17 protein-coding genes are annotated in these 22,031 nt (G+C 38.7%); 8 read left to right on the top strand and 9 right to left on the bottom strand.

All coding sequences use genetic code 11. The features are described from left to right. Nucleotides 1–38: 38 nt before the first annotated feature. The gene (locus tag AC58DT_RS11150) at nucleotides 39–926 is read left to right on the top strand and encodes a DUF8428 domain-containing protein (protein WP_497216901.1); all 888 of its coding nucleotides are present in this window, start codon (nucleotides 39–41) and stop codon (nucleotides 924–926) included. 85 nt (nucleotides 927–1,011) lie between these two features. Then, the gene (locus tag AC58DT_RS11145) at nucleotides 1,012–2,550 is read left to right on the top strand and encodes a glycine--tRNA ligase (protein ID WP_497216900.1); all 1,539 of its coding nucleotides are present in this window, start codon (nucleotides 1,012–1,014) and stop codon (nucleotides 2,548–2,550) included. A 73-nt stretch (nucleotides 2,551–2,623) separates the two neighbouring features. On the opposite strand, the gene AC58DT_RS11140 is transcribed toward AC58DT_RS11145, so the two are convergent. Both AC58DT_RS11140 and AC58DT_RS11135 read right to left on the bottom strand, forming a co-directional pair. Beyond that, a complete protein-coding gene (locus tag AC58DT_RS11140) occupies nucleotides 2,624–3,007 on the bottom strand; it encodes a hypothetical protein (protein WP_497216899.1) in 384 nt (127 codons plus the stop codon). Nucleotides 3,008–3,046: 39 nt separating this feature from the next. Further along, complete coding sequence (locus AC58DT_RS11135; protein ID WP_497216898.1) at nucleotides 3,047–6,511, bottom strand: DUF8818 domain-containing protein; 3,465 nt, start codon at nucleotides 6,509–6,511, stop codon at nucleotides 3,047–3,049. A gap of 124 nt (nucleotides 6,512–6,635) precedes the next feature. Here AC58DT_RS11135 and AC58DT_RS11130 point away from each other — a divergent pair, with 124 nt between their 5' ends. Continuing rightward, entirely contained in the window at nucleotides 6,636–7,400 is a 765-nt protein-coding gene (locus tag AC58DT_RS11130) for an exodeoxyribonuclease III (RefSeq protein WP_497216897.1), read from the top strand. Nucleotides 7,401–7,402: 2 nt separating this feature from the next. Beyond that, nucleotides 7,403–8,440 (top strand): NADP(H)-dependent aldo-keto reductase, encoded by a 1,038-nt coding sequence (locus AC58DT_RS11125; protein ID WP_497216896.1) that lies wholly within the window; start codon nucleotides 7,403–7,405, stop codon nucleotides 8,438–8,440. A 96-nt stretch (nucleotides 8,441–8,536) separates the two neighbouring features. On the opposite strand, the gene AC58DT_RS11120 is transcribed toward AC58DT_RS11125, so the two are convergent. The 3 genes from AC58DT_RS11120 to radA form a co-directional block, all read right to left on the bottom strand. Continuing rightward, the gene (locus AC58DT_RS11120; RefSeq protein ID WP_497216895.1) at nucleotides 8,537–9,901 is read right to left on the bottom strand and encodes an acyl-CoA dehydrogenase family protein; all 1,365 of its coding nucleotides are present in this window, start codon (nucleotides 9,899–9,901) and stop codon (nucleotides 8,537–8,539) included. Nucleotides 9,902–9,965: 64 nt separating this feature from the next. After that, nucleotides 9,966–11,099: a peptidoglycan DD-metalloendopeptidase family protein gene (locus AC58DT_RS11115; RefSeq protein WP_497216894.1), complete on the bottom strand. Its 1,134-nt coding sequence runs from the start codon at nucleotides 11,097–11,099 to the stop codon at nucleotides 9,966–9,968. 33 nt (nucleotides 11,100–11,132) lie between these two features. Beyond that, nucleotides 11,133–12,494, bottom strand: a complete 1,362-nt coding sequence (gene radA, locus AC58DT_RS11110; RefSeq protein ID WP_497216893.1) for a DNA repair protein RadA — start codon at nucleotides 12,492–12,494, stop codon at nucleotides 11,133–11,135. 47 nt (nucleotides 12,495–12,541) lie between these two features. On the opposite strand from radA, the gene AC58DT_RS11105 reads away from it, so the two are divergent. Then, the gene (locus AC58DT_RS11105) at nucleotides 12,542–15,409 is read left to right on the top strand and encodes a sensor histidine kinase (RefSeq protein ID WP_497216892.1); all 2,868 of its coding nucleotides are present in this window, start codon (nucleotides 12,542–12,544) and stop codon (nucleotides 15,407–15,409) included. Further along, nucleotides 15,410–16,063, top strand: a complete 654-nt coding sequence (locus tag AC58DT_RS11100; protein ID WP_497216891.1) for a response regulator — start codon at nucleotides 15,410–15,412, stop codon at nucleotides 16,061–16,063. Between the two features lie 2 nt (nucleotides 16,064–16,065). Here AC58DT_RS11100 and AC58DT_RS11095 read toward each other — a convergent pair whose 3' ends face one another. The 4 genes from AC58DT_RS11095 to panC all read right to left on the bottom strand — a co-directional run bounded on the left by AC58DT_RS11095 (nucleotide 16,066) and on the right by panC (nucleotide 19,475). Further along, the gene (locus tag AC58DT_RS11095) at nucleotides 16,066–17,214 is read right to left on the bottom strand and encodes an alpha/beta hydrolase (protein WP_497216890.1); all 1,149 of its coding nucleotides are present in this window, start codon (nucleotides 17,212–17,214) and stop codon (nucleotides 16,066–16,068) included. A gap of 79 nt (nucleotides 17,215–17,293) precedes the next feature. Further along, complete coding sequence (locus tag AC58DT_RS11090) at nucleotides 17,294–18,265, bottom strand: lysylphosphatidylglycerol synthase transmembrane domain-containing protein (protein ID WP_497216889.1); 972 nt, start codon at nucleotides 18,263–18,265, stop codon at nucleotides 17,294–17,296. Between the two features lies 1 nt (nucleotide 18,266). After that, complete coding sequence (gene panD / locus AC58DT_RS11085; protein WP_062622913.1) at nucleotides 18,267–18,617, bottom strand: aspartate 1-decarboxylase; 351 nt, start codon at nucleotides 18,615–18,617, stop codon at nucleotides 18,267–18,269. 12 nt (nucleotides 18,618–18,629) lie between these two features. Beyond that, entirely contained in the window at nucleotides 18,630–19,475 is an 846-nt protein-coding gene (gene panC / locus AC58DT_RS11080; protein WP_497216888.1) for a pantoate--beta-alanine ligase, read from the bottom strand. 129 nt (nucleotides 19,476–19,604) lie between these two features. Between panC and AC58DT_RS11075 the strand changes: the two genes are divergently transcribed. Both AC58DT_RS11075 and bamH read left to right on the top strand, forming a co-directional pair. Continuing rightward, on the top strand, nucleotides 19,605–20,411 hold the full coding sequence (locus AC58DT_RS11075) for a glycogen/starch synthase (RefSeq protein ID WP_497216887.1): 807 nt from the start codon (nucleotides 19,605–19,607) through the stop codon (nucleotides 20,409–20,411). 66 nt (nucleotides 20,412–20,477) lie between these two features. Further along, nucleotides 20,478–22,022, top strand: a complete 1,545-nt coding sequence (bamH, locus tag AC58DT_RS11070; RefSeq protein ID WP_497216886.1) for a BamH family beta-barrel-assembly machinery protein — start codon at nucleotides 20,478–20,480, stop codon at nucleotides 22,020–22,022. Nucleotides 22,023–22,031: the final 9 nt, after the last annotated feature.

Here is a 22,031-nt window from a genome sequence, read left to right as displayed (position 1 = left end):
CCTGCCTACTTTTACTACCTAAACTTAACTTATTAATTATGAGTACCGAAAATGAAAACAATAGTGGCAAATTCAAGATTCTGATTGGTGTACTTTCAGTATTACTTATTGCCTTAGCCGTTTATACTGTAACGTTGTTCAACGATAGTAAAAATACGGTATCAAATCTTGAGATGCAAAAAGCAGATATTGAGCAAGAGCTTGAAGGTCTTATTGCAAATTATGATGAAGTAATAAAGGACAATGAATTAAAAGACAAAGATCTATTGGCCGCACGTGAAAGAATAACCATTCTTTTGGATTCTGTTAAAGATGCCAAAGCAAACGTTGCTTTGATTGAAAGATACAAAGCCGAAGTTGGTAGACTTAAACAGGAACGGTCTATGCTCTTTAAACGTGCCGATAGTTTGATTGCGGCCAACAAGCAATTGGCAATGGAGCGCGATAGCACTTCGATGGAACTTTCAAACACACGTATGGTGGTAGATTCGGTGAGTCAGGAAAACATGGCAATGAACGAAACCATTAAAAAAGGGTCTATCGTTAAAGCAACCGATCTTCGTGGTGAAGCGGTAATCATCAGGAACAGCGGAAAAGTTGTGGATACCAAACGTGCCAGTCGCGCCGATAAAATAAGAGCGTGCTTTACTTTGGCGCCAAACGCTATTGCCCAAAGAGGCGACCGTACACTTTACGTGCAAGTAATAAATCCTCGCAACAAAATGATGGGAGATGACGCCGTAAAACAGTTTGAGGAAAAAAACATCAATTATAGCAGTTCAACAAATGTATTTTACGAGAATGACGAATTGGACGTATGTATCTTAGTTAATTCAGCTGAAGCAGATCTTGTGGAAGGACGCTATACCATCAATCTTTTTGATGGGTCAAACCAAATAGCCACCACTACAATGGAGCTTAAATAATTATATTTTAAAATTAAGAGTAGGTAATTTTAAAATAAATGAAACCGCTGTGAACTTATCACGGCGGTTTTTTTATTTTTGCGCTATGGCAAACAACGACGATCAATTTAAAAAAGTAGTCTCCCACGCAAAGGAGTATGGTTATATTTTCGCTTCAAGTGAAATTTACGATGGCCTTAGCGCTGTGTACGATTACGCCCAAAATGGTGTTGAATTAAAGAAAAACATCCGTGAATATTGGTGGCGCAGCATGGTGTATATGCACCAAAATATTGTAGGCATAGATTCTGCTATATTGATGCACCCCACCACATGGAAGGCTTCCGGCCACGTTGATGCTTTTAACGATCCTTTGATAGACAACAAAGATTCCAAAAAACGTTATCGCGCCGATGTCCTTATTGAAGATTACGCCGAAAAGCTATACCAAAAAGCACAAAAGGAAATTGAAAAGGCAAAAGGGCGTTTTGGAGATAGTTTTGATGAGGAACAATTTGTAGCCACAAACCCTCGCGTAGTACGCTATCTTGAAGAGCAGCGTACCGTTTTGGAGCGAATGGCCCGCTCGCTTGAAAAGGAAGATTTAGCAGACGTAAAAGCTTTAATCGAAGAATTAGGTATTGCTGATCCAGAAACGGGTTCAAAAAATTGGACCGAAGTACGCCAATTCAACCTTATGTTTGGCACTAAACTAGGAGCTTCCGCAGAAAGTGCGATGGACCTTTACCTTCGCCCAGAAACTGCCCAAGGTATTTTCGTAAACTTTTTAAATGTGCAAAAAAGCGGAAGGATGAAAATTCCTTTCGGAATTGCCCAAACGGGAAAAGCATTTAGAAACGAAATAGTTGCGCGCCAATTCATCTTCCGTATGCGTGAATTTGAGCAGATGGAAATGCAATTCTTCGTTCGCCCAGGCGAAGAGCTGAAATGGTACGAGTATTGGAAAGAAACCCGTTTAAAATGGCACCTTTCTTTAGGTATGGGTGAAGAAAACTACCGTTTCCACGATCACGAAAAATTGGCGCATTACGCGAATGCCGCGGCAGATATTGAATTCAACTTTCCTTTTGGTTTTAAGGAATTGGAAGGAATTCATTCCCGTACCGATTTCGACTTAAAAGCCCACGAAAAATTCTCTGGAAAAAAATTACAGTTTTTTGATCCAGAATTAAATGAAAGTTATGTTCCGTATGTGGTTGAAACCTCTATTGGTTTGGATAGAATGTTCCTTGCCGTACTGAGCAACTCGCTACAAGATGAAACTTTGGAGGATGGAAGCGTGCGAACCGTTTTGAAACTCCCGGCTATTTTGGCACCCGTAAAAGCTGCCGTTTTACCCTTGGTGAAAAAGGACGGTCTGCCCGAAATTGCCCAAAAAATAATTGACGATCTTCAATGGGATTACAACGTAATCTATGACGAAAAAGATGCGGTGGGAAGACGCTACCGCCGTCAGGATGCCGCAGGTACGCCTTTCTGCATCACTGTGGACCATCAAACTATTGAAGACAATACCGTTACTATCCGCTACCGTGATACCATGGAACAGGAACGTATCAAGATTTCAGAAATTTCAGAAAAAATGAAGGAAACCATTTCATACAAAAACTGGCTATCCGAATAATTTTTTTAAGTGGTTAATTCTATATTTCGAAGGAGGAGGATATTTGGTTATCCTCCTTTTTTTGACACATAAATTATTCATCCCGATTCTTAATTTCGGTAATTTCAACCGGAGCGGCCTTTTCACAACGGTTTATTCTACGAAGACCATTAAATTTCACCCACACTGTTTGATTGTCTCTTCTAAAATTTTCACTCAAATTAATGGGGTCTACATAATAGAAATCTTTTTCCCCTTCCTTTAGTTGTATAGTGTATTCACAATCATCGGCCAAATCAGAGTACAAAATTCTGCCCGGCAAATAACCATCGGCTATCATTTGTGCCGCAAGTGCTTTTTTAGCCTCTATTTCTGCCGCGCTATTGGTTTCCAAGTTTCGGGATTGGTTTTGTGAAGAAACGCAAGATAAAACTGTAAAACTTAGCAATAATACCGAAAGTGAAATCTTAGTCAACATTCTTTATGATTTTTTAAGTGATGTATGAAGATACAAAAATTAAAAGTACGCCCGCAACTGAATGCTACCCGTATGTACTGTTTTTGTGGTCTCACTTTTTCTCCCGAAATAGGAAAGATTGGCATCCAAATATTTAGTTATCCGTTTCTGAAAAAGCAAACGCCACGTAAAATTGGTTCCAGGCTGTAAGCCTTCCAGCATTTGGTAGGCCACGGGCGAAAAAGGACTGCCCTCAAACTGGTTGTCTATATAATTGAATTCTCCATTTATTGAAATCTTTTCAGCATTGGTGTATGCGAAGGAAAAACCTAAGGTCTGCTGGTTCAACTTTTCCATCTCGCCCAATTGATTGTCTTGGTTGGCGAATTCATAAAAAACATCAAAACGTGTTTGTTGGCTCAGCAAATAGGAAATTTTTGGATTGAATTCATAGGAATCGAGAAGGTAATTTCTATTCGCAAAATTTTCCGAAAGACTTTCGTTGCTGCCCGTTGCGCCTTTTAAATTCAACAACCAGCTTTCCCAGAATTTATGATTAAAATTAAGCTGGTGACTCTTCAAATTATTTCGTTGCAATCCTACGGCTAATAAATTATCTGCTGAAGTAGAAATAAAAGTATAGCTTGTGGTAAAATGCTGCTTTCCGCGGTTGAAAAACAAAGCATTTCTAAAATTCAGCGTAAGCCCCAATTGGTCATCGCCTCCATCTTCAAAAGGATTTATATTGAACCCATCATTCTTTCGTTTTACTTTTCGGTCTAAAACATAGGAAGTTTGATTATAAAAATGTGAAAGTATCTTTTTAAAGCCTTCTTTGTTGGACCAATTTTGTGGATTTAACGTAAGAATTTGACTAAACTTGTTCTGTCTGATTTTCAAAAAAACCTGATTGGGCAGCAACACCCTAATATACTCCGCTTGGTCCTGAAACTGGGCCACTTCAAATTCTTCCAGTTCCTGTATACCATTGTTGTTGTAGTCAATCCAGGTGTAAACACCCTGCCCCGGCTCTGTCTTAACATATGTAAATTCCTGTTGCGGAATCACTCCATTGTTGGACTCCAATGCGGTATTTAATCGAATACCACCATCAAAAAGCGCTTGATTGTAAATTATTCGAGAATTCAACGAACGCTCAGTTTCTCGATTATCAATAGTTACTGGCAACGAATCATTCGGGTCAATGCCAGGATCTGGATTTGGTTCGTATTTTAAAGTTCTGTAATTCGCAAAGGTGGAAAGTTGGGTGTTTTCAGTATTTATAAGTCGCGATTTTAAATAATACGTATTTGAAGAATTCACCTTTTGAAGCACATTATTGCGAACACTATCATTCACCCGAAACTGGTAACCAGCTTCCACAAAAACTTTGGTACTATCGCCAATGCCGGTAAAAGCCTCAAAAGCTGCAAATTTTTGACTAATTGGCGAAATACTATCGCGCTGTACATCTCTAATTTGATTATCTTCCAAAGCCACTTTGCCACCCACCCAAGCCTTTTTTAAAGAATAGGTTGTTGTATTATTCAATCTGAAAAATTTTGAAGAAATAGAATCTGCCTTGCTGTTTAAAAAGCTGCCGTAGGTCTGTAACCTCAGTTTTTTCAGCTTTATTTCTGAAGCGATTACGTGCCGAGTCCCGTTGAAATTTTCAGAATAATTCAAATTTTGAAATTCATAACGCCCACCGCCTATTTTTGGATGAGACACCTCAACTCCTGAAATCACAAAACTCTGATTGCCTATAGGGTTAATAAGGTTCCAATCGCGATTAAATTCAATATTATAAAGCCTTTCAATGGTCCTGAAATCTTTTTGAACAAAATCCAACGAGCCGAAACCATCTATTTTCAATGTATCTGACGTAGTCAATAACCGTTGTTTAAAAGCCAATCTACCTGCAAAACCATCGTTGTTGTTGTCATCAATATCACTAAAAAGGTTCAGGTCGTTCTGGCTTCCGGCCACTTCAAAATCAATACGCGTTTTTTCTGAAGGGTGAAAACTTCCGTTTAGGCCGCCAACCTGCAATTTTATTGGCGCATTTAACCGAATAACCGGTGCATAATTTCCTTGGGGCACGCCATTAACGGGAGCTACGTATTCAAAAATACGACTGATAGCATTGGTTTCACTTATTACATAATTGCCATTATTGGGACCCACGAGAGAAAACCGTACACTAAAAAGTTCATCCTCGGGATTGCTTGAAAAAACGAAGACTTCTTCGCCGTTTATAATTTCCTTTTTATAAAGAATTTTATTTTCAGAATAAGTATCAGGTACTGCGGAAGGTGCGTTCATTAGTTCCCGATCATCACCAGCTGCCTGTAAAATAGCCACTTGTTCTTCGGAAAGATTTTGTTGCAACGGTTGGTTTTTGGCATCATTTTCTGAATAAACATAAACGCCCAAGTCCAAATTATCACTGGTATAATTTCCACCCCCATAACCAATGAAACGGGTGTAACTTCTATCGGTATATTGATACTCCACCGAAATCCGCATATTACTGGTAATAGGGTATGTTGGATTGAATTTAATTTCTCCAGCGTTGTAATCTATTACATAATCCTCGTTTTCGCCGCGCTGTAAAAGCAACCCATTAACGTAAACCCGTTCGCTGCCCGAAACCACCAAAATGTAAAGTTCGCCATTTGGCCCAATCAATTTATACGGACCTTGGTTTCCTTCCTGCCCAATAAATTCACTTTTCGAAAAAACACCGCGTACCAAAGCTCCAGAAGCATAAGCCGAAATTTTTGAGCCATCTTCGTTATTAAAGGTTCCTCCGAGTGAAATTCCCTGTACCTTTTTGGTGAATCTTCCAAAATAACTATTGCTGTTTTGAAGATCTATATCGCCGGCGCGAATGTTCCAATTTTCTCCAAAAAGTTCGATGAAAATTTGGTCAAATTCATTCAAACTTTGCGAATAGCCGCCTTCCTGCGCTGGAATATTTGCATCCTGAATAGAGGCCCGAATGGAAACCTTTTCGCTCAATTTTCCTGTAATTTGAAGATCGAGTTCGCTGTTCACCACCGCATTTTGATTGTTGCCAATAGTAATGCCGCGCGAAATGCTTCCCGAAGTATTTAAACCATCAAAGGGCGTGAAAACATTTTTATTCGTGCTTTCATCCAGCGAATACAATTTGTCTATTTGCCCGGTATTCTCAACAATAATTTTTGGATCGAGGGCGAAATATTCCCGCGTTAAAAATTCCGGATACTGCAAATATTGAATGGTGAGTGAATCGTTTTGTTGCTGCAATTCTTCAGAAAAAACAATAAATCCCTTTTTAAAATCTATTCGATAACTGAAAGGATCGGGTGAATTTCCATCCTTATCGAGAATTGCAAACCGCTTTGGATTGATGCCCGCGCTATCCAAAACCACTGTATCCCTTAGTGCTACTTTTTTCTCTTTATAGTTGGAAGAAATATCCTGCGCATAGCCAACAGCCACAATAAAAATGAGAAAAACAGACAGGTATAACTTCATTACCAATATAACTTAATGTAGCCGATTATATTTTGTGAATATATTATGAAAATCTTTACGGGCGTGGGCCGTGTAAAAATACAATGTTAATTAACTTAGTGGCCTTTAATAAACGCTACTTACAATGAAAATCATTTCATATAACGTAAACGGAATTCGCGCCGCGATGCGCAAAGGTTTTATTGATTGGTTGAAAGCTGCAAACCCAGATGTTATATGCCTTCAGGAAACAAAAGCCAATTTTGACCAAGTGGAAATCGAGGAAATCGAAGAAGCTGGCTATCCGTATCATTATTGGTACAGTGCTGTAAAAAAAGGATACAGTGGGGTGGCGATTTTTTCAAAAATAAAACCGAACCACGTGGAATATGGCACCGGCATAGAATATATGGACGCCGAAGGAAGAAACATCCGTGTGGATTTTGATACTGTTTCGGTGATGAGCCTGTATTTGCCAAGCGGCACAAACATTGCTCGTTTGGAACACAAGTTTACATATATGGACGATTTCCAGAAATATATTGATAACCTGAAAAAAGAAATACCAAATTTAGTGATTTGTGGTGATTACAACATTTGTCACGAAGCGATAGACATTCACGATCCTGTTCGCAATAAAAATGTTTCCGGTTTTTTGCCTGTGGAAAGGAAATGGCTGGACGGTTTTATGAAAAGTGGTTTTATTGATAGTTTTCGCCATTTCAACAAAGAACCGAATAATTACACCTGGTGGAGCTACCGTGCCAACGCCCGAAACAATAATAAAGGATGGCGTATAGATTACAATTTGGTTTCAGAACCATTGTTGAAAAACCTAAAACGAGCAGTAATTTTACCCGATGCAATGCACAGCGATCATTGCCCGCATTTGGTAGAACTTGAATTTTAAAAATGAAGCACACAACATTCCCAAATACAAACCTAAAAATTAGCAAACTCTGCCTTGGCACTATGACTTGGGGTCAGCAGAATACAGAAGCAGAAGCCCACGAACAGCTTGATTTCGCCATTGAAAAAGGTATCAATTTTATTGATTGTGCCGAAATGTATCCCGTTCCCGCAAACCCAAAAACGCAGGGAAGAACCGAATCATATATTGGTAATTGGCTTGTAAAAAAGAAAAATCGGGAGGACTTGGTTTTGGCTACCAAAATTGCCGGGCCCAGTCGTTCGATGGATCATATTCGCCAACCATTGGATTTCAGTAAAAAATCTTTGGAAGATGCGATTCATAAAAGTTTAAAAAGATTACAAACCGAATATATCGATTTATATCAACTTCACTGGCCGGAACGAAACACGAATTATTTCGGACAGCGCGATTATACCCATAAACAAAATGAAGCATGGAGCGATAATTTTGTAGAAGTTTTAAATACTTTGGAAGAATTGGTGAAAGCAGGAAAAATTCGCCACGTCGGGCTTTCAAACGAAACCCCTTTTGGCGTGATGCGCTGTATGGAAGAAGCACGGAAAGGAAAATTGAAAATGGTTTCGGTTCAAAATCCTTATAATTTGGTGAATAGAAAAGATGAAATTGGTTTAAGTGAAATACTTCAACGTGAAAATGTTGGGTATTTACCCTATTCGCCGCTCGGTTTTGGAACGCTCACGGGCAAATATTTAGATGGAACGGCTGATGCAAATTCACGCATCAATCAATTTAAACAATACAGTCGCTATAGCAATAAACAGGCTTTGGAAGCCACCGAAAAATATTATGAAATAGCGAAAAAGCATAATTTAAGTTTTGCGCAAATGGCCTTGGCATTTATCCTTCAGAAGAAATTTGTAACCGCTCCAATTATTGGTGCCACTTCAATTAAACAACTTTCGGAAAACATTGAAAGCATCCATGTTTCACTTTCGAAAGAAATTTTAAAGGAGATTGAGGCGGTACATAACCAAATTCCTAATCCGGCACCATAGGCCCCCTAACCCCCGAAGGGGGAATGGCCCCACCCAACCTCCCCGAAGGGGAGGAGTTCGAGTACAAGTTCCCCCTTCGGGGGTTAGGGGGCTTTTTTACACAAACGCACTATAACCAGTAATTGCCCGCCCAACAATCAACGAGTTGATTTCCTTGGTTCCCTCGTAACTGTAAATTGCTTCGGCATCCGCTACAAAACGGGCAACGTCGTATTCCAAAAGTATTCCGTTGCCACCCATTACCTCGCGGGCCTGGCTTACCACATCGCGGGTTCGCATACTACAAAATACTTTTGCGAGCGAGGCGTGTTCATCAGTCAACAAACCTTCGTCTTGCAATTCGGAAAGTCGGAAACACATGGTTTGCATTGCTGTAAGATTGGCCACCATTTCAACCAAATGATTTTGCACCAACTGAAAGGAAGCAATCGGCTTTCCAAATTGTTCGCGTTTTTTGGTGTATTTCAGCGCAGCTTCATAAGCACCGCGCGCGCATCCCACGGCTTGCCAAGCCACTCCAGCGCGTGTCATCCGCAATACTTTTGCGGTATCTTTAAAAGAATCACATTTTTGAAGTCGGTCGCTTTCGGGGATACGGCAATCCGTCAAGGTTATCAGTGCATTCTGCACTGTGCGAAGCGCCATTTTATTTTCCATCTTTTCAGCTTTAAAACCTGGGTTCCCTTTTCGCACTAAAAAACCTTTCACTTGATCGGAAGTTTCGTCGCGCGCCCAAATGATAGTAACATCTGCAAAGGTGGCGTTCCCGATCCATTTTTTCTGTCCGTTTAAAACCCACTCATCGCCTTCCTGTCTGCAGGTAGTTCCCAAACCACCCGCAACTGCTGAACCCACTTCGGGTTCCGTAAGTCCGAAGGCGCCAATAAGTTCCATCTTTGCCATCTTGGGGAGCCATTCCTGTTTTTGTTCTTCACTGCCGCATATATAGATGGAGCCCATCGCCAATCCGCTGTGAACCCCAAAAAAAGTAGAAATGGAAACATCCACACGGGCAAGTTCCATAGCAATAATTCCTTCCATTACATAGGTTTCATAAGGAGTTCCGTAACCATCATAGGTAAGTCCGCAAATGTTCAATTCTGCCATTTTTGGAATAATTTGAAAGGGAAATTCGGCTTTGTTCCAGTATTCGTTGGCTATCGGCTTTATTTCATCTTCCATAAAATTGCGTACTTTTATTTGAAGTTCACGCTGCGCAGGAGTTAGTTTTAATGCCAAATCATAAAAATCGCCATCAATGGGCGGTAGTTTGTGTTGTCCTTTTTTTCCGCTTTTGTGTTTCAGCATCTTCATCAAACCTGCCAATTGCCGATCATCGAGCTCACCAACGGTTTTCATAATTTCTGAAAGATCTACTTTTTGCGAAAGTTTCCCCAGCGCATCCAGATCAATATCCCGCATTAAGTGAATGGTCTGTTTTATTTTTGAAAAGAAGGACATAATAGTTTTTTAGAATTGACTTCTAAAGATACCATTAAGCACATTTCTTAAGGCTAAAAAAAAGTTAATTTGGAGGAAGTGGCTTTATTTCGGTTTCGTTTACGTAGCCTTTTAAACTATCTGGAGTTTGAATATGATACCATTTTTGGTTTTTACCCAAAACGATTAGGGTATCGTTTTTTTTCAGACTTCCAAATTGCTCAAAAACAGAAGCAGGACCTTTGTGAACGTCAGCGCGGTTTTTTAAAGTGACTGCCTTAATAATTGTCGAAGGTTTTTCACTGGGTTGTATCTCGGTTTTTTTAATAAACGAAAGCGGATTAACAGCGCCGCGCGATTTATAAATTCCGAAGTGAAGATGTGGTTCCGTGGTTTTTGCATTGCCAGTATTGCCTACAAAACCGAGCGTATCGCCAATTTTCACTTTTTTACCCTCTGAAACAGCGATACTGTCCAAATGCGCATAATAAATGGTTTTCCCAAAAAGACCATCGCGAAGCCAAATCTGTTTGCCGCCCAAACCGCGCTCGCCTACAGAAACAATTCTTCCATCCGTAACAGCAACAACCGGGGTGCCTTTGGCTGCAAAAATATCGACTCCTTCGTGGGAGCGACTTCCCGCATCGCGCGGATCTGCCCAAAAACTTTGGATGTTTTTATTTCCAGCGCCACTCACGGGAAATGTGTAAACAGGTTCGGTATAAATTTTCAGCACAAATGGAAATTGCAATTTCATTTGTGGTTGGACTATGATTTTGTAAAACCCGGGTATTTCGATTTCCTGCAATAGAGTTGCCTTTTTGTTTTCGGAGCTTTTTAAAAGTTTAAAAGACTGGAGGGAATCGGTCTTCGCTTGAAATAAGTCGACAAATACCAAAGCCGACTCTAGCTGTTTTTCAACTTCCACCACAATGCGCTCGCCTTCTTTCAATTGAATGTTGTAGCTGTAAACATTGAAATATTCTTCAGAAAAAATGCCGCTTTCCGAATACGGAAGAGTGATTTGGATACTGTCGTGTTTTGCATTTTTAAAAGCGTTTTTCCACTGAAGCAATAGTGAATCGTTTTTTGAAAAATTACGTTCGTAAACCTCTCGGGCGGTTGGCTGCACGATTACATCAGCTGCTTTGCGTACTTGCTTGCAGCCAATAAGCATCATTCCGAAAAAGAGGGTAATAAAGTAACATCTCAAATTCATAGTGATGCTAAAATAGCAGAAATTATACCACAATCAACCAAAAAGATGATGCACTACATCGTGCACCTTTGCCACTTTGATGACGTTTATGTGAAAATTGTTCTTTGGAATTTTACAGTATTTTGAGATTACTATTGAAGTAAAACCAAGTTTTTCCGCTTCCAAAATACGTTGCTCCACACGGGTAACGGGGCGAACTTCTCCCGCAAGACCAACCTCAGCAGCGAAGCAGAGGCGTTTGTCAATCGCAATGTCAATATTTGAGGAAAGTACCGCAGCTACCACCGCTAAATCTATCGCGGGATCGTCAACGGTGATTCCGCCAGTTACGTTTAAAAAGACATCTTTTGCGCCAAGTTTAAAACCTGCGCGTTTTTCCAAAACTGCTAAAATCATATTTAAGCGTTTGGCGTTATAGCCAGTGGCGCTCCGTTGTGGAGTGCCGTAAACGGCGCTACTAACCAAGGCTTGAATTTCTATCATCAAGGGGCGCATGCCTTCCAAGGTTGCGGAAATTGCAGTCCCGCTCAAGTCTTCATCATTTTTTGAAATCAAAATTTCCGAAGGGTTTGATACTTCGCGCAAGCCACTGCCCTGCATTTCGTAAATACCCAATTCTTTGGTGCTACCGAAGCGATTTTTATTGGCGCGCAAAATTCTATAAATATGGTTTCGATCGCCTTCAAACTGGAGCACCGTATCTACCATATGCTCCAAAATTTTTGGTCCGGCAATGTTGCCGTCTTTTGTAATATGGCCAATGAGAATGACGGGCGTTGCGGTTTCCTTTGCAAATTTTATAAGCTCTGCGGTAGTTTCCCGAATTTGGGAAATACTTCCTGCAGTACTTTCAATATGGTCGGTGTGCAAGGTTTGAATGGAATCGATTACCACAATATCTGGTTCAATTTCTTCAATATTTCGAAATATATTTTGCGTTTTTGTTTCTGTCAAAATGTAGCAATTTTCAGAAATAGGTTGAATACGTTCTGCGCGCATTTTTATTTGTTGGGCACTTTCTTCCCCCGAAACATAAAGCGTTTTGTACGGAAGTTGGAGCGCAATCTGTAGCATCAGCGTACTTTTACCGATACCCGGTTCGCCGCCCAAAAGTGTTAGGGAGCCCGGTACCAATCCGCCGCCGAGGACGCGGTTTAATTCGTTGTTTTTAGTATTTAACCGGGCTTCGGCCTGGGTAGATATTTCTGAAATACGTTGCGGCTTGGCAATTCTCTTTGAATTGGTTTCGGAAGATTTCCAACTTACCTTTTCGGCTTTTTGGATTACTTCCTCGGCAATAGTATTCCATTCTTTACAAGAATTGCATTGCCCTTGCCATTTGGCAAATTGGGCACCACAATTCTGACAGAAAAAGGTTGATTTTGTTTTGGCCATAATAGTTCCGCTAAAATAAATATATTTACGCTACAAACCTTCGCTAAATGAAACGCTTATTCCTCACATTTTTTTTATTGTGTTTTTGTTCGTTGGTTTCCACCGCACAACGATACCAATTTAAAAAATATAAAACGGAAGAAGGATTGGTTAACAACGAAACCTATGCTATCCTACAAGATAGCCGTAACAAAATTTGGGTAAGTACTACGGGCGGAATAAGTTGTTTTAACGGAAAAACTTTTAAAAACTACACTACGGAAGACGGCTTAGCTTCCAATATTGTTTTCAGCATTTTTGAGGATAGCAAGGGTCGTATTTGGGCTGGAACACTGGATAATGGTATAAGCATTATTGAAAACGGAAAAATTACAAACCCAAAAGGTGTTGATTTTGACTTTTTGGGAAGTGCCACCTATATTTTGGAAGGTAGCGACGGTACTATTTATATCATTTTCGTAAAAGGCATAGTGACCTACAAAAACGGAAAGCTGGAGTATTTGCTAAAAGGAACTGAGGGAAACCAAATCTCCGGGCTTCAAAGTGCAGATTGGCATGATGACAATACTTTATATATAGCTTCATCTAATAGGGGAATTTTTAAAATGTCACTTAATCCTCTAAAAATTGAAAACATTTACAATGAAAAAGACGGGATAAACAACATTTGCTATTCAGTTTTTGTGGATGGTAAAAAGGATGTTTGGGTGGGTGCTTATGGCGAGTTATATAAAATATCAAACGGGAAGCTTACAAAGTATAAATTCAAGCAAGAGGATTTTGACGAAAACCGTGTTTATGGAATTCTCGAAGAAAATGAAAACGAGCTCATTTTAAGTTTTGAAGGCAATGGCTTTGGAATATTCAAGAAGCAAACGGGAGATTTAGAGGTCATTAATGAAGCACAAGGTCTTCCTTCCAAATACATTTATCGAATGATTAAAGATACTGAAGGCAATTACTGGATGACCAGTTATGGCGAAGGTATTATACGGTTTAGGGATACGGCTTTCAAAATTTATGATGACACACAGGGGTTGCCGTCCAAATCTGTAAATGCAATTGTGGAATGGGACGGGGAATTGCTCATGGCCACAAATGACGGCGTATTTGCATTAGATGAACACAAGAAAATTCGGCCCATCACTAAAAGTGGTGCAATAAAGAATCTATTTGTTACACCAAATGATAACCTTCTCTATACTACAGAAACAGCAGTTTTTGAGCATTCAAAGAGCAACCCCAGGCCTAGATTAATAGATGAGGGCGATTATAACCTTTTGTTCAAAGAGCAGAATAAAACTTTTCTTTTTGGTACCGATAAAATTAAAGTTTTGACATTAGATTCAACCTATTTTATAAAATCTCGAAGAGCTATAACCATTGCGCCTATCGCAGATCGATATATACTTTGCAAAATCGGAGGTCTGTTTCAAATGAATGATAGAAAAACAGATACCATTCCTGGACTTCATCCCAATTTGCACAATGACTTTAGAAGCTTGGATGCCATTAATGCAAATGAAGTACTGGCTGGAAACGAAAAAAAATTATACCACATAACACTTCAGAACGAGCATTTTAAAATTCAGACTTTTGAGATGAATCGATTTGCCTCCTTAAAACAATTTCGGGCATTGAAGGTTGATGGAAAAAATTTATGGTTGGCTGGCAGAGATATGTTGCTGAAAGTTGATTTGGAACTTTTGTTACAAAAAGATAGCATTGTATCAAAAAAATATGCCACTGTGTCCCATTTTTTAGAAAATGACATAGATTTCAATTCGCTTTTAATTACAGAAGACAAAACTCTTTTAACCACTTCCCTCAGCGGAATGCTTGCCTTTAATGAAGAAGCATATCTTCCAAATAAGCAACCTCCAAAACTGGATCTTTCGGAAATTCTTCTGTTCTCAGAACCTTTAGAGGATAGTCTTTACAAAACCGGCAAAGGCATTGTTCTTCCCCACCAAAAAAACTATTTAAGCTTTTCAATGGAAGCGATAACGTTCACCAACCCAGAAAACGTTCACTATAAATATAGAATGAAAGGACTTCGGGATGGAAATGAATGGACCCAACCTACAAAAGACCCTATCGCAGTGTTTTCTTATCTTCCGCCAGGTGACTATACTTTTGAGTTTACTGCAGACAATGGTGATGGTATATGGCAAAACCAACCTTTTCAATATGCATTTGTGATAACTGTTCCTTTTTGGAAAACTTGGTTTTTTTGGGTTTCTTTATTATCTGTTTCATCATTAAGTGTTTTTTTATTTTATTATCTCAAAAACAAAGCAGAACAAAAAAGAAACGAAGCCTATACCCACAATCTCATAAAAGCGCAAGAAGAAGAACGTACGCGTGTGGCGCGCGAGCTTCACGATAGCGTTGGACAAAAATTGATGCTGCTCACAAAAAAAACCAAAACAAACGGCAACCAAGAAATGGAGTTTTTAGCGGCTAATACTTTGGAAGAACTACGTGCAATTTCGAGAGGTCTCCATCCTTCAACACTGGAACGCTTGGGTCCCACGGCTGCCATTCGAAATATGGTTGATGAAGTGGACTCTAACACAAATATTTTCTTTACCCATGAAATTGATGATATAGACGCTTTGTTAAGTAGAGAGGCATCATTACATTTGTATAGGATTATTCAGGAAACTTTAAACAATATGGTGAAGCATGCTGAAGCCAAAGCCGCTTCGGTTACAATTGAAAAAAAGGGTCATACCATTGAAGCTACTATTGCAGACAATGGAAAAGGCTTTGAAATTTCGGAAAAAGTAAAGACCAGTACTAGCCTCGGGATGAAAACTTTAATGGAACGCGCAAAAATTTTACACTCAAAAATTGATATAAAAAGTCAAATCAATAAAGGAACAACCATAACGCTAATTATCCCGATATAAATGCTTGAAAAGAGTAAAATTTCCGTTGTTATTGCAGATGACCATCCTATGATTTTAAAAGGACTGCATGATGAGCTACAGGCAAATAACTATAATGTTTTGGGCCAAGCGGCCAATGGCATGCAGGCGCTGGAACTTATTTTAACACATAATCCAACCATAGCTCTTCTTGACATTGATATGCCACTTTTAACGGGTTTTGAAGTTATAAAAATGGCCAAACAAAAGAAGGTTGACACTAAGTTTATAATCTTATCCTTTCATAAAGAGAATGACTACCTATCCCAGGCCAAAGCACTTCAAATAAATGGATATCTTCTGAAGGAAGACTCATTTTCTGAAATTGAAGATTGTATTCAATGTGTATTAAATAATGATGTATGCTTTAGCCGCTCGTTTGCCGCCTCTTCATTAGCAACCGTTTCAGAAGATTTAAAAAAAATAAAGCATTTAACCTCTTCTGAAAAAACGATTTTAAAGTTAGTAGCGGAACAAATGAGCAGCAGCGAAATTGCAGAACAACTTTTTATTTCAATTCGCACGGTAGAGAAGCATCGAAGCAATATAATCATGAAACTGGAAATTGAAAATACCACTACCAATGCCTTGACCAATTGGGCATATTTGCACAAAAATGTTATTAAAGAGCTTTAGGGTTAATACCCAAAATCATTTTTTATCTTGTCTGCCCTATCCAGCAATTTATCAATGGTTATAAAATCCACCTCTTCTTTGTCATAGGCTCCCTGAAAGATTTTCATGGCTTTTTTGGGCTCTCCGGTTTCTTCATAATAACGTCCCAGATAATAATCTCCCAATACCGTATCTGGATATTGTCTTTTTGCCAAGGTTGCAATTTCTCGCAAAGATTCCCATTGGTTTCTTTTTTCTGCAGCAGTGGCCGTAGCAATAAAGTCATTAACGCGAATGTTATTCGTAATACCAAAAAGATCCTCTATTACCTTATATTTATCAAGCAGATATTGGCTAATTGGCGTATCCAATTTCAATAAAACTTCAGTGTATTCCTTTTTGCTAATTGGTCTATAAACCGAAAATATTTTTTCCAAAGCATTCGGAATACCACGCCCACCCAAAGAATAGTGGGTAGCACCATCAAAATTATCATAATAATAATTGAAGGATTTGCTTTTCAAACCGTTTAATTGGTTGTGAAGGTCTTGGGTAGATTCCATCAAGCCTTTAATATCGTCGGTTCCCGTAGCCAAATAATAGAATATTTTTCCGGGAATTTGTGGAATGCGTTCCACAAGGCGTTCTTCCATCATAGGCGCCATATCTGGACTTAGATTTATATAACCATTCAGCAACGGTGGATCTTTAAAGAGATAATAATTTAAAAAATTGGCCGTAAAATCGTGCCCTACACCAATGATGAACTTTGCGGTTCGGTACTTTTTATCAATATATGGAATAAGTTCCATCCCAATAAATTCAAAAAATTGGGCACCCTTTTCGCCAGGCATAAAAGTATTGTCGTCATAAGAGCAATCTTCATAACGTAAATCACCTTGCATAACGCCAACTACTATAGACTCTGGCATATCTTCCCAATAACTGAAATAATCAACGTTTCCAGCTACTGGCTCAAAAAGATAATCGGCATCCAGCACCAAAACTATGGGGTATTTTTTATCAATATTGGTATCGTAATTTCTGGGAAGTTGAATTTTTAATCTTCGAGACTCGCCAAGTTTGTCAGAATTGAATTCTTCGTAAATTATTTGGGAAAATGAAGCATAATTAAGCAACACACAAACTGCGAATAGTAGGATTTTTTTCATTGGTTAGAATTTTTAGGCTGCGGAAAGATAACAAATTTTCAATTTGTGGTTTTTTCACCGAAAAATTATTTCGAAAAAATTACAATTTTAGCCGTTTTCGATTGTAAATAGGAAGTATCACCAATGAGAGCACTCCAAAGAATACAATGGAAGAAATATTTGAAATCCAAACAATCCATCCAAAAGCAACGCCAACGGTTTTGGCTACTCCAAAAACAGTCAAAATTCCCGCAACTGCAGCAGGATAGGTTCCAAAGCCACTATTGGTAAAAGCAAAAGTGAAGCTCCCGACAACAAAGGTGATTATAATTGTTCCAAAAGGAATATTTGTAGTACCCGGCAATGCGTGCAGCGCAGTGTAGAAAGAAAGTAAGTAAAGGCCCCAAATGATGAAAGTATGAAAAAGAAAAGCCCCCTTTTTCTTCATTTTCAAAATACTGAAAACTCCTTCTTTCAATCCAATAACGAAGCTTTTTATTTTTTTATTGATATTCGATTTTGAAAATTTAATGTACAGGGGAATGCTCACGCCCATTAAAACAATTCCGAAGATAATTATATATAAAAGTGAAGGCGGAATACTTTCAATCACGTAATCATACAATACATCAAACTTTATAACAAGTGCCAAAGCAGTGAAAAAAAGAAGGAATAAAAGATCAACAACCCTTTCGGAAATAATAGTTCCAAATCCTTTTTGAAAAGGCACTCCTTCATATTTATCCAAAATGATCCCTCGGGAAACTTCGCCGCTTTTCGGAATAAAAATATTCATCAAATAAGCCACGGAAACTGCCATAAAGTTATTGGCCAATTTGGTTTTATAACCCAATGGCTCCAACATAAAATTCCATCGATAGGATCGTGATAGATGGCTTAAAACACTAAATACAACAGAAAGCAAGACGAAACCATAGTTTGCATTGGCAAAATATTTTTTAGTTTCGGCAAGTTGTTGTGCTGTAAACGATTGGTAGATATACCAAATCAAAAAAAAACCCAATCCCAGCGGAATCGCAATCTGCAAAAATTTTGAGAGGGAGCGGCTCAATTTATCGGAGTAGATTTGTTTCCTCGTCTGGGAAGACCAAAGCCGGTTTGAAGACCTTTGCCTCTTCCACTTCCATTAAGGCATAGGTAATAAGAATAAGCACATCACCGGGCGCCACGCGTCTTGCGGCGGCACCGTTTAAAGTAATTTCGCCACTGTTTCGAGGACCGGGAATGGCGTATGTTTCGAGGCGTTCGCCGTTATTATTGTTTACTATCTGGACTTTTTCGCCTTCAATAATGTTGGCTGCATCCATTAAATCTTCGTCAATAGTGATGCTACCGATATAGTTTAGATCGGCACCAGTAACTTTTACTCTATGGATTTTAGATTTTACTACGTGTATTTGCATGGTGCAAAGGTATTAATTTAAAGGCATATTATCTATTAGCCGAACATCGCCCGCAAAAGCTGCTATAAAAGCTCTGTATTTTGAAGCTTTGTTTTTTCGCTTTGCGGTTTTGAGTGTTTTTTCGTTGGCTATTTCAAAATATTCCAAATTCAAGTTGGGGTTTTGCAAAAACCGTTCCGCAACCAAAGCATTCAATTCAGCAATGGATTTAGAACTGAATTTCTCGTTCACCTCTTTTAGGGTTTTATAAATAATTGTAGCTTCTTTAAATTGTGTTTCGCTTAGTCGTTTATTTCGTGAACTCATTGCAAGTCCGTTTTTCTCTCTCAAAATTGGGCATCCCACAATTTTTACGGGTAGCTTTTCGATGGCAACCAACTTTTTAACAATCTGTAATTGTTGAAAATCCTTTTCGCCAAAATAGGCTGTGTTTGGTTTCACAATTTTTAAAAGCTTGCTTACAATAGTTCCCACTCCGTCAAAATGTCCTTTTCGGTGCTTGCCCTCCATTTCATTTTCGAGGTTTCCAAAATTGTACTTTTTTGCGGAAACCGAAGCATCATATAGATCTGAAACCTCTGGCAAGTACACAATCACATTTCCTTTTAGATTTTTTAATAGTAAAATATCATCTTCGGGAGTGCGCGGATATTTTTCAAGATCTGCACTATTATTAAATTGTGTGGGGTTTACAAAAATGCTCACCACCACCGCATCATTATTTTCTAAAGCATTCTTTACCAAAGATATATGCCCTTCATGCAATGCACCCATTGTTGGCACAAAACCTATTTTGTCATTTTTTGCCCCGGAAGACAAAGCCTGCACCAAGGTTTCTTTCTGGGTATGTATTACCATAAAATTGGGTTAAGAGCGGGCAAAATTAATATATTAAAGACAATCTACATAAATTTTCGTAATTTTGCGTGTTTTTAAACGCCTCGAGACATTGGGGCAAATTGCAATAATTCCTAAAAAACCCAATAGATGAAAGATAAAAGAGTCTTGTATGTGTCTTCAGAAGTTATACCTTATCTTCCCGAGACCGAGATTTCTTCAATGTCGTTTGAAGCTCCCCGAATGATCAACAATAATGGCGGCCAGATAAGAATCTTTATGCCACGCTATGGCAATATTAACGAAAGAAGGCACCAATTGCACGAAGTGATTCGCCTTTCTGGAATGAACTTGGTAATAAACGATCTCGATATGCCACTGATTATAAAAGTGGCGTCAATCCCTAAAGAGCGCATCCAGGTTTATTTTATTGATAATGAAGATTATTTTAAAAGAAAGGCAACCTATGCTGATGAAGAGGGAAATTTTTACAAAGACAATGACGAGCGCGCCATTTTCTTCGCAAAAGGCGTTATTGAAACTGTAAAAAAACTGAACTGGGCGCCAGATATTATTCACGTTCATGGATGGCTTGCTTCTTTTCTTCCTTTATATCTACGGAATTATTACGGAAACGAACCCCTTTTTGAAAATAGTAAAATAGTTACTTCTGTGTACAATCAAGGCTTCGATGGAACGTTAGCTAAAAACACAATAGATAAAGTTAGGTTTGATGCTATTGATGACGAAGTTATTACTATACTTGAAGAGCCAAGTTACGTAAACCTTATGAAAATAGCCGTCAAAAATTCTGACGCAGTCATTGTAGGATCTGAAGAAATACCAAAAGAGCTTGATGAATTTATTAACACTTTAGACAAACCTGTGTTAAAATATCATAATATGGAAAATTTTTCCCAGGCATATTTAGACTTTTACAGCTCAAAAGTCTTATAGTAATTTCTTCAACAATCTTATTGAAATGAGCTAATTACATTTCACCCAAAACAATTAATAGAACAAATGAAAATTAAAAATTTGTTGCCCCTTGCAGGTGCTATTTTCTTTATAATAATTGCATTCTCTTCTTGCCAAGAAGATATCTCAACTTTGGGCTCTGAAGTATTGGGAACTGAAACCCCCAACGGAATCTTAGATGAATCACAATCCGTCATTGCATACAGTAGAAAACTTGGCCCATTACAGAGCAATAGGCTGCCAGCCTATCAATTAGGGGTTTATAACGATCCTGTATATGGAAAATCAACAGTGAATCTTTTATCACAGCTTACCCTTGCATCAAACGACCCCAGCTTTGGCGAGAATGCCACGGTAGATAGTGTTTTTGTGTATTTACCATACTTCAGTACAGGAACCACAGTGGACAGTGTAACTACTTATGAGCTTGATTCTATATATGGCACCACGCCTATAAACGTGTCCATATTTGAATCAAAATATTTTTTAAGGGAATATGACCCCAATACAGGTTTTGAGGAATTTCAAAACTACTACACTACCCAAGGAGACGTTTTTGAAGGCTATCTAGGTGAGGAACTAGCTTCAGTAGAAAATTTTCTGCCAACAGAGAACAGCTATGTTATATTTGAAGGAGAAGAAAATGAAGAGGAATTAACACCCGGCCTTCGTATAAAGCTAGATTCGACCTTCTTCCAAACCAATGTGATTGATATGGAAGGAACTCCAGAATTGCGAAACAGCAATAACTTTAAAAACTTTTTAAGAGGTCTATATTTTAAAGTTAATTCACCAACGGACAATGGCAGCCTCTTTATTTTTGATGTTACCAAAGCATACGTCTCTATATTTTACAGTTACGATAATGAAGATGAACCCGATGAAAGAGACAACGCTGTATTTAAATTGAATTTTAGTGGGGGCATAAGTGTAAATACTTTTACAAACCAACTGCCCACCCAAATACAAACCGCAGTAGAGAATCCAAATATTGAAACCGGAAATGAAAATCTCTACCTTCGCGGTGGTGATGGAATCATTTCAGTTGTGGAACTCTTCGGGAAAGACAATGATAATAACGGCGTGGCAGATCAACTTGAAACTCTTCGCGATAAAAAATGGCTGGTCAATGAGGCAAATCTCATTTTTTATGTGAATCAGGATTTAATGGTAGGTGGTGCTACAGAACCTGAACGTATAATAATCTATGACCTTAAGAACAGTAACGTACTGGCAGATTACAATCTGGACCCAACGAATGGTCTGGAAGCTGTAGATGCCCTTACAAACCATTACGGAAAACTACAAAGAGGAAGTGATGGCAACGGTGAATACTACAAATTAAAAATAACAACCCATATCAGTAATTTGATTAATAAAGACAGCACAAATGTACCTTTGGGCATAGTGGTATCTCAAAATGTTTTAACAAGGACGACGCAGAAACTTCAAAACTCTATGGAGCCAAATATTGAGCAAATACCCTCCAGTACTGTAATTTCACCTGAAGGAACCATTCTTTACGGAAATGCAACGCCAAACCAAGAAAAAAGATTAAAACTCCAAATTTATTACACTGAACCTAATTAAACCCTGCGT

Source organism: Aequorivita sp. CRS11 (assembly GCF_059693805.1).
The sequence above is the reverse complement of the archived record's forward strand: the minus strand, read 5'-3'. Positions and strand labels throughout refer to the sequence as shown.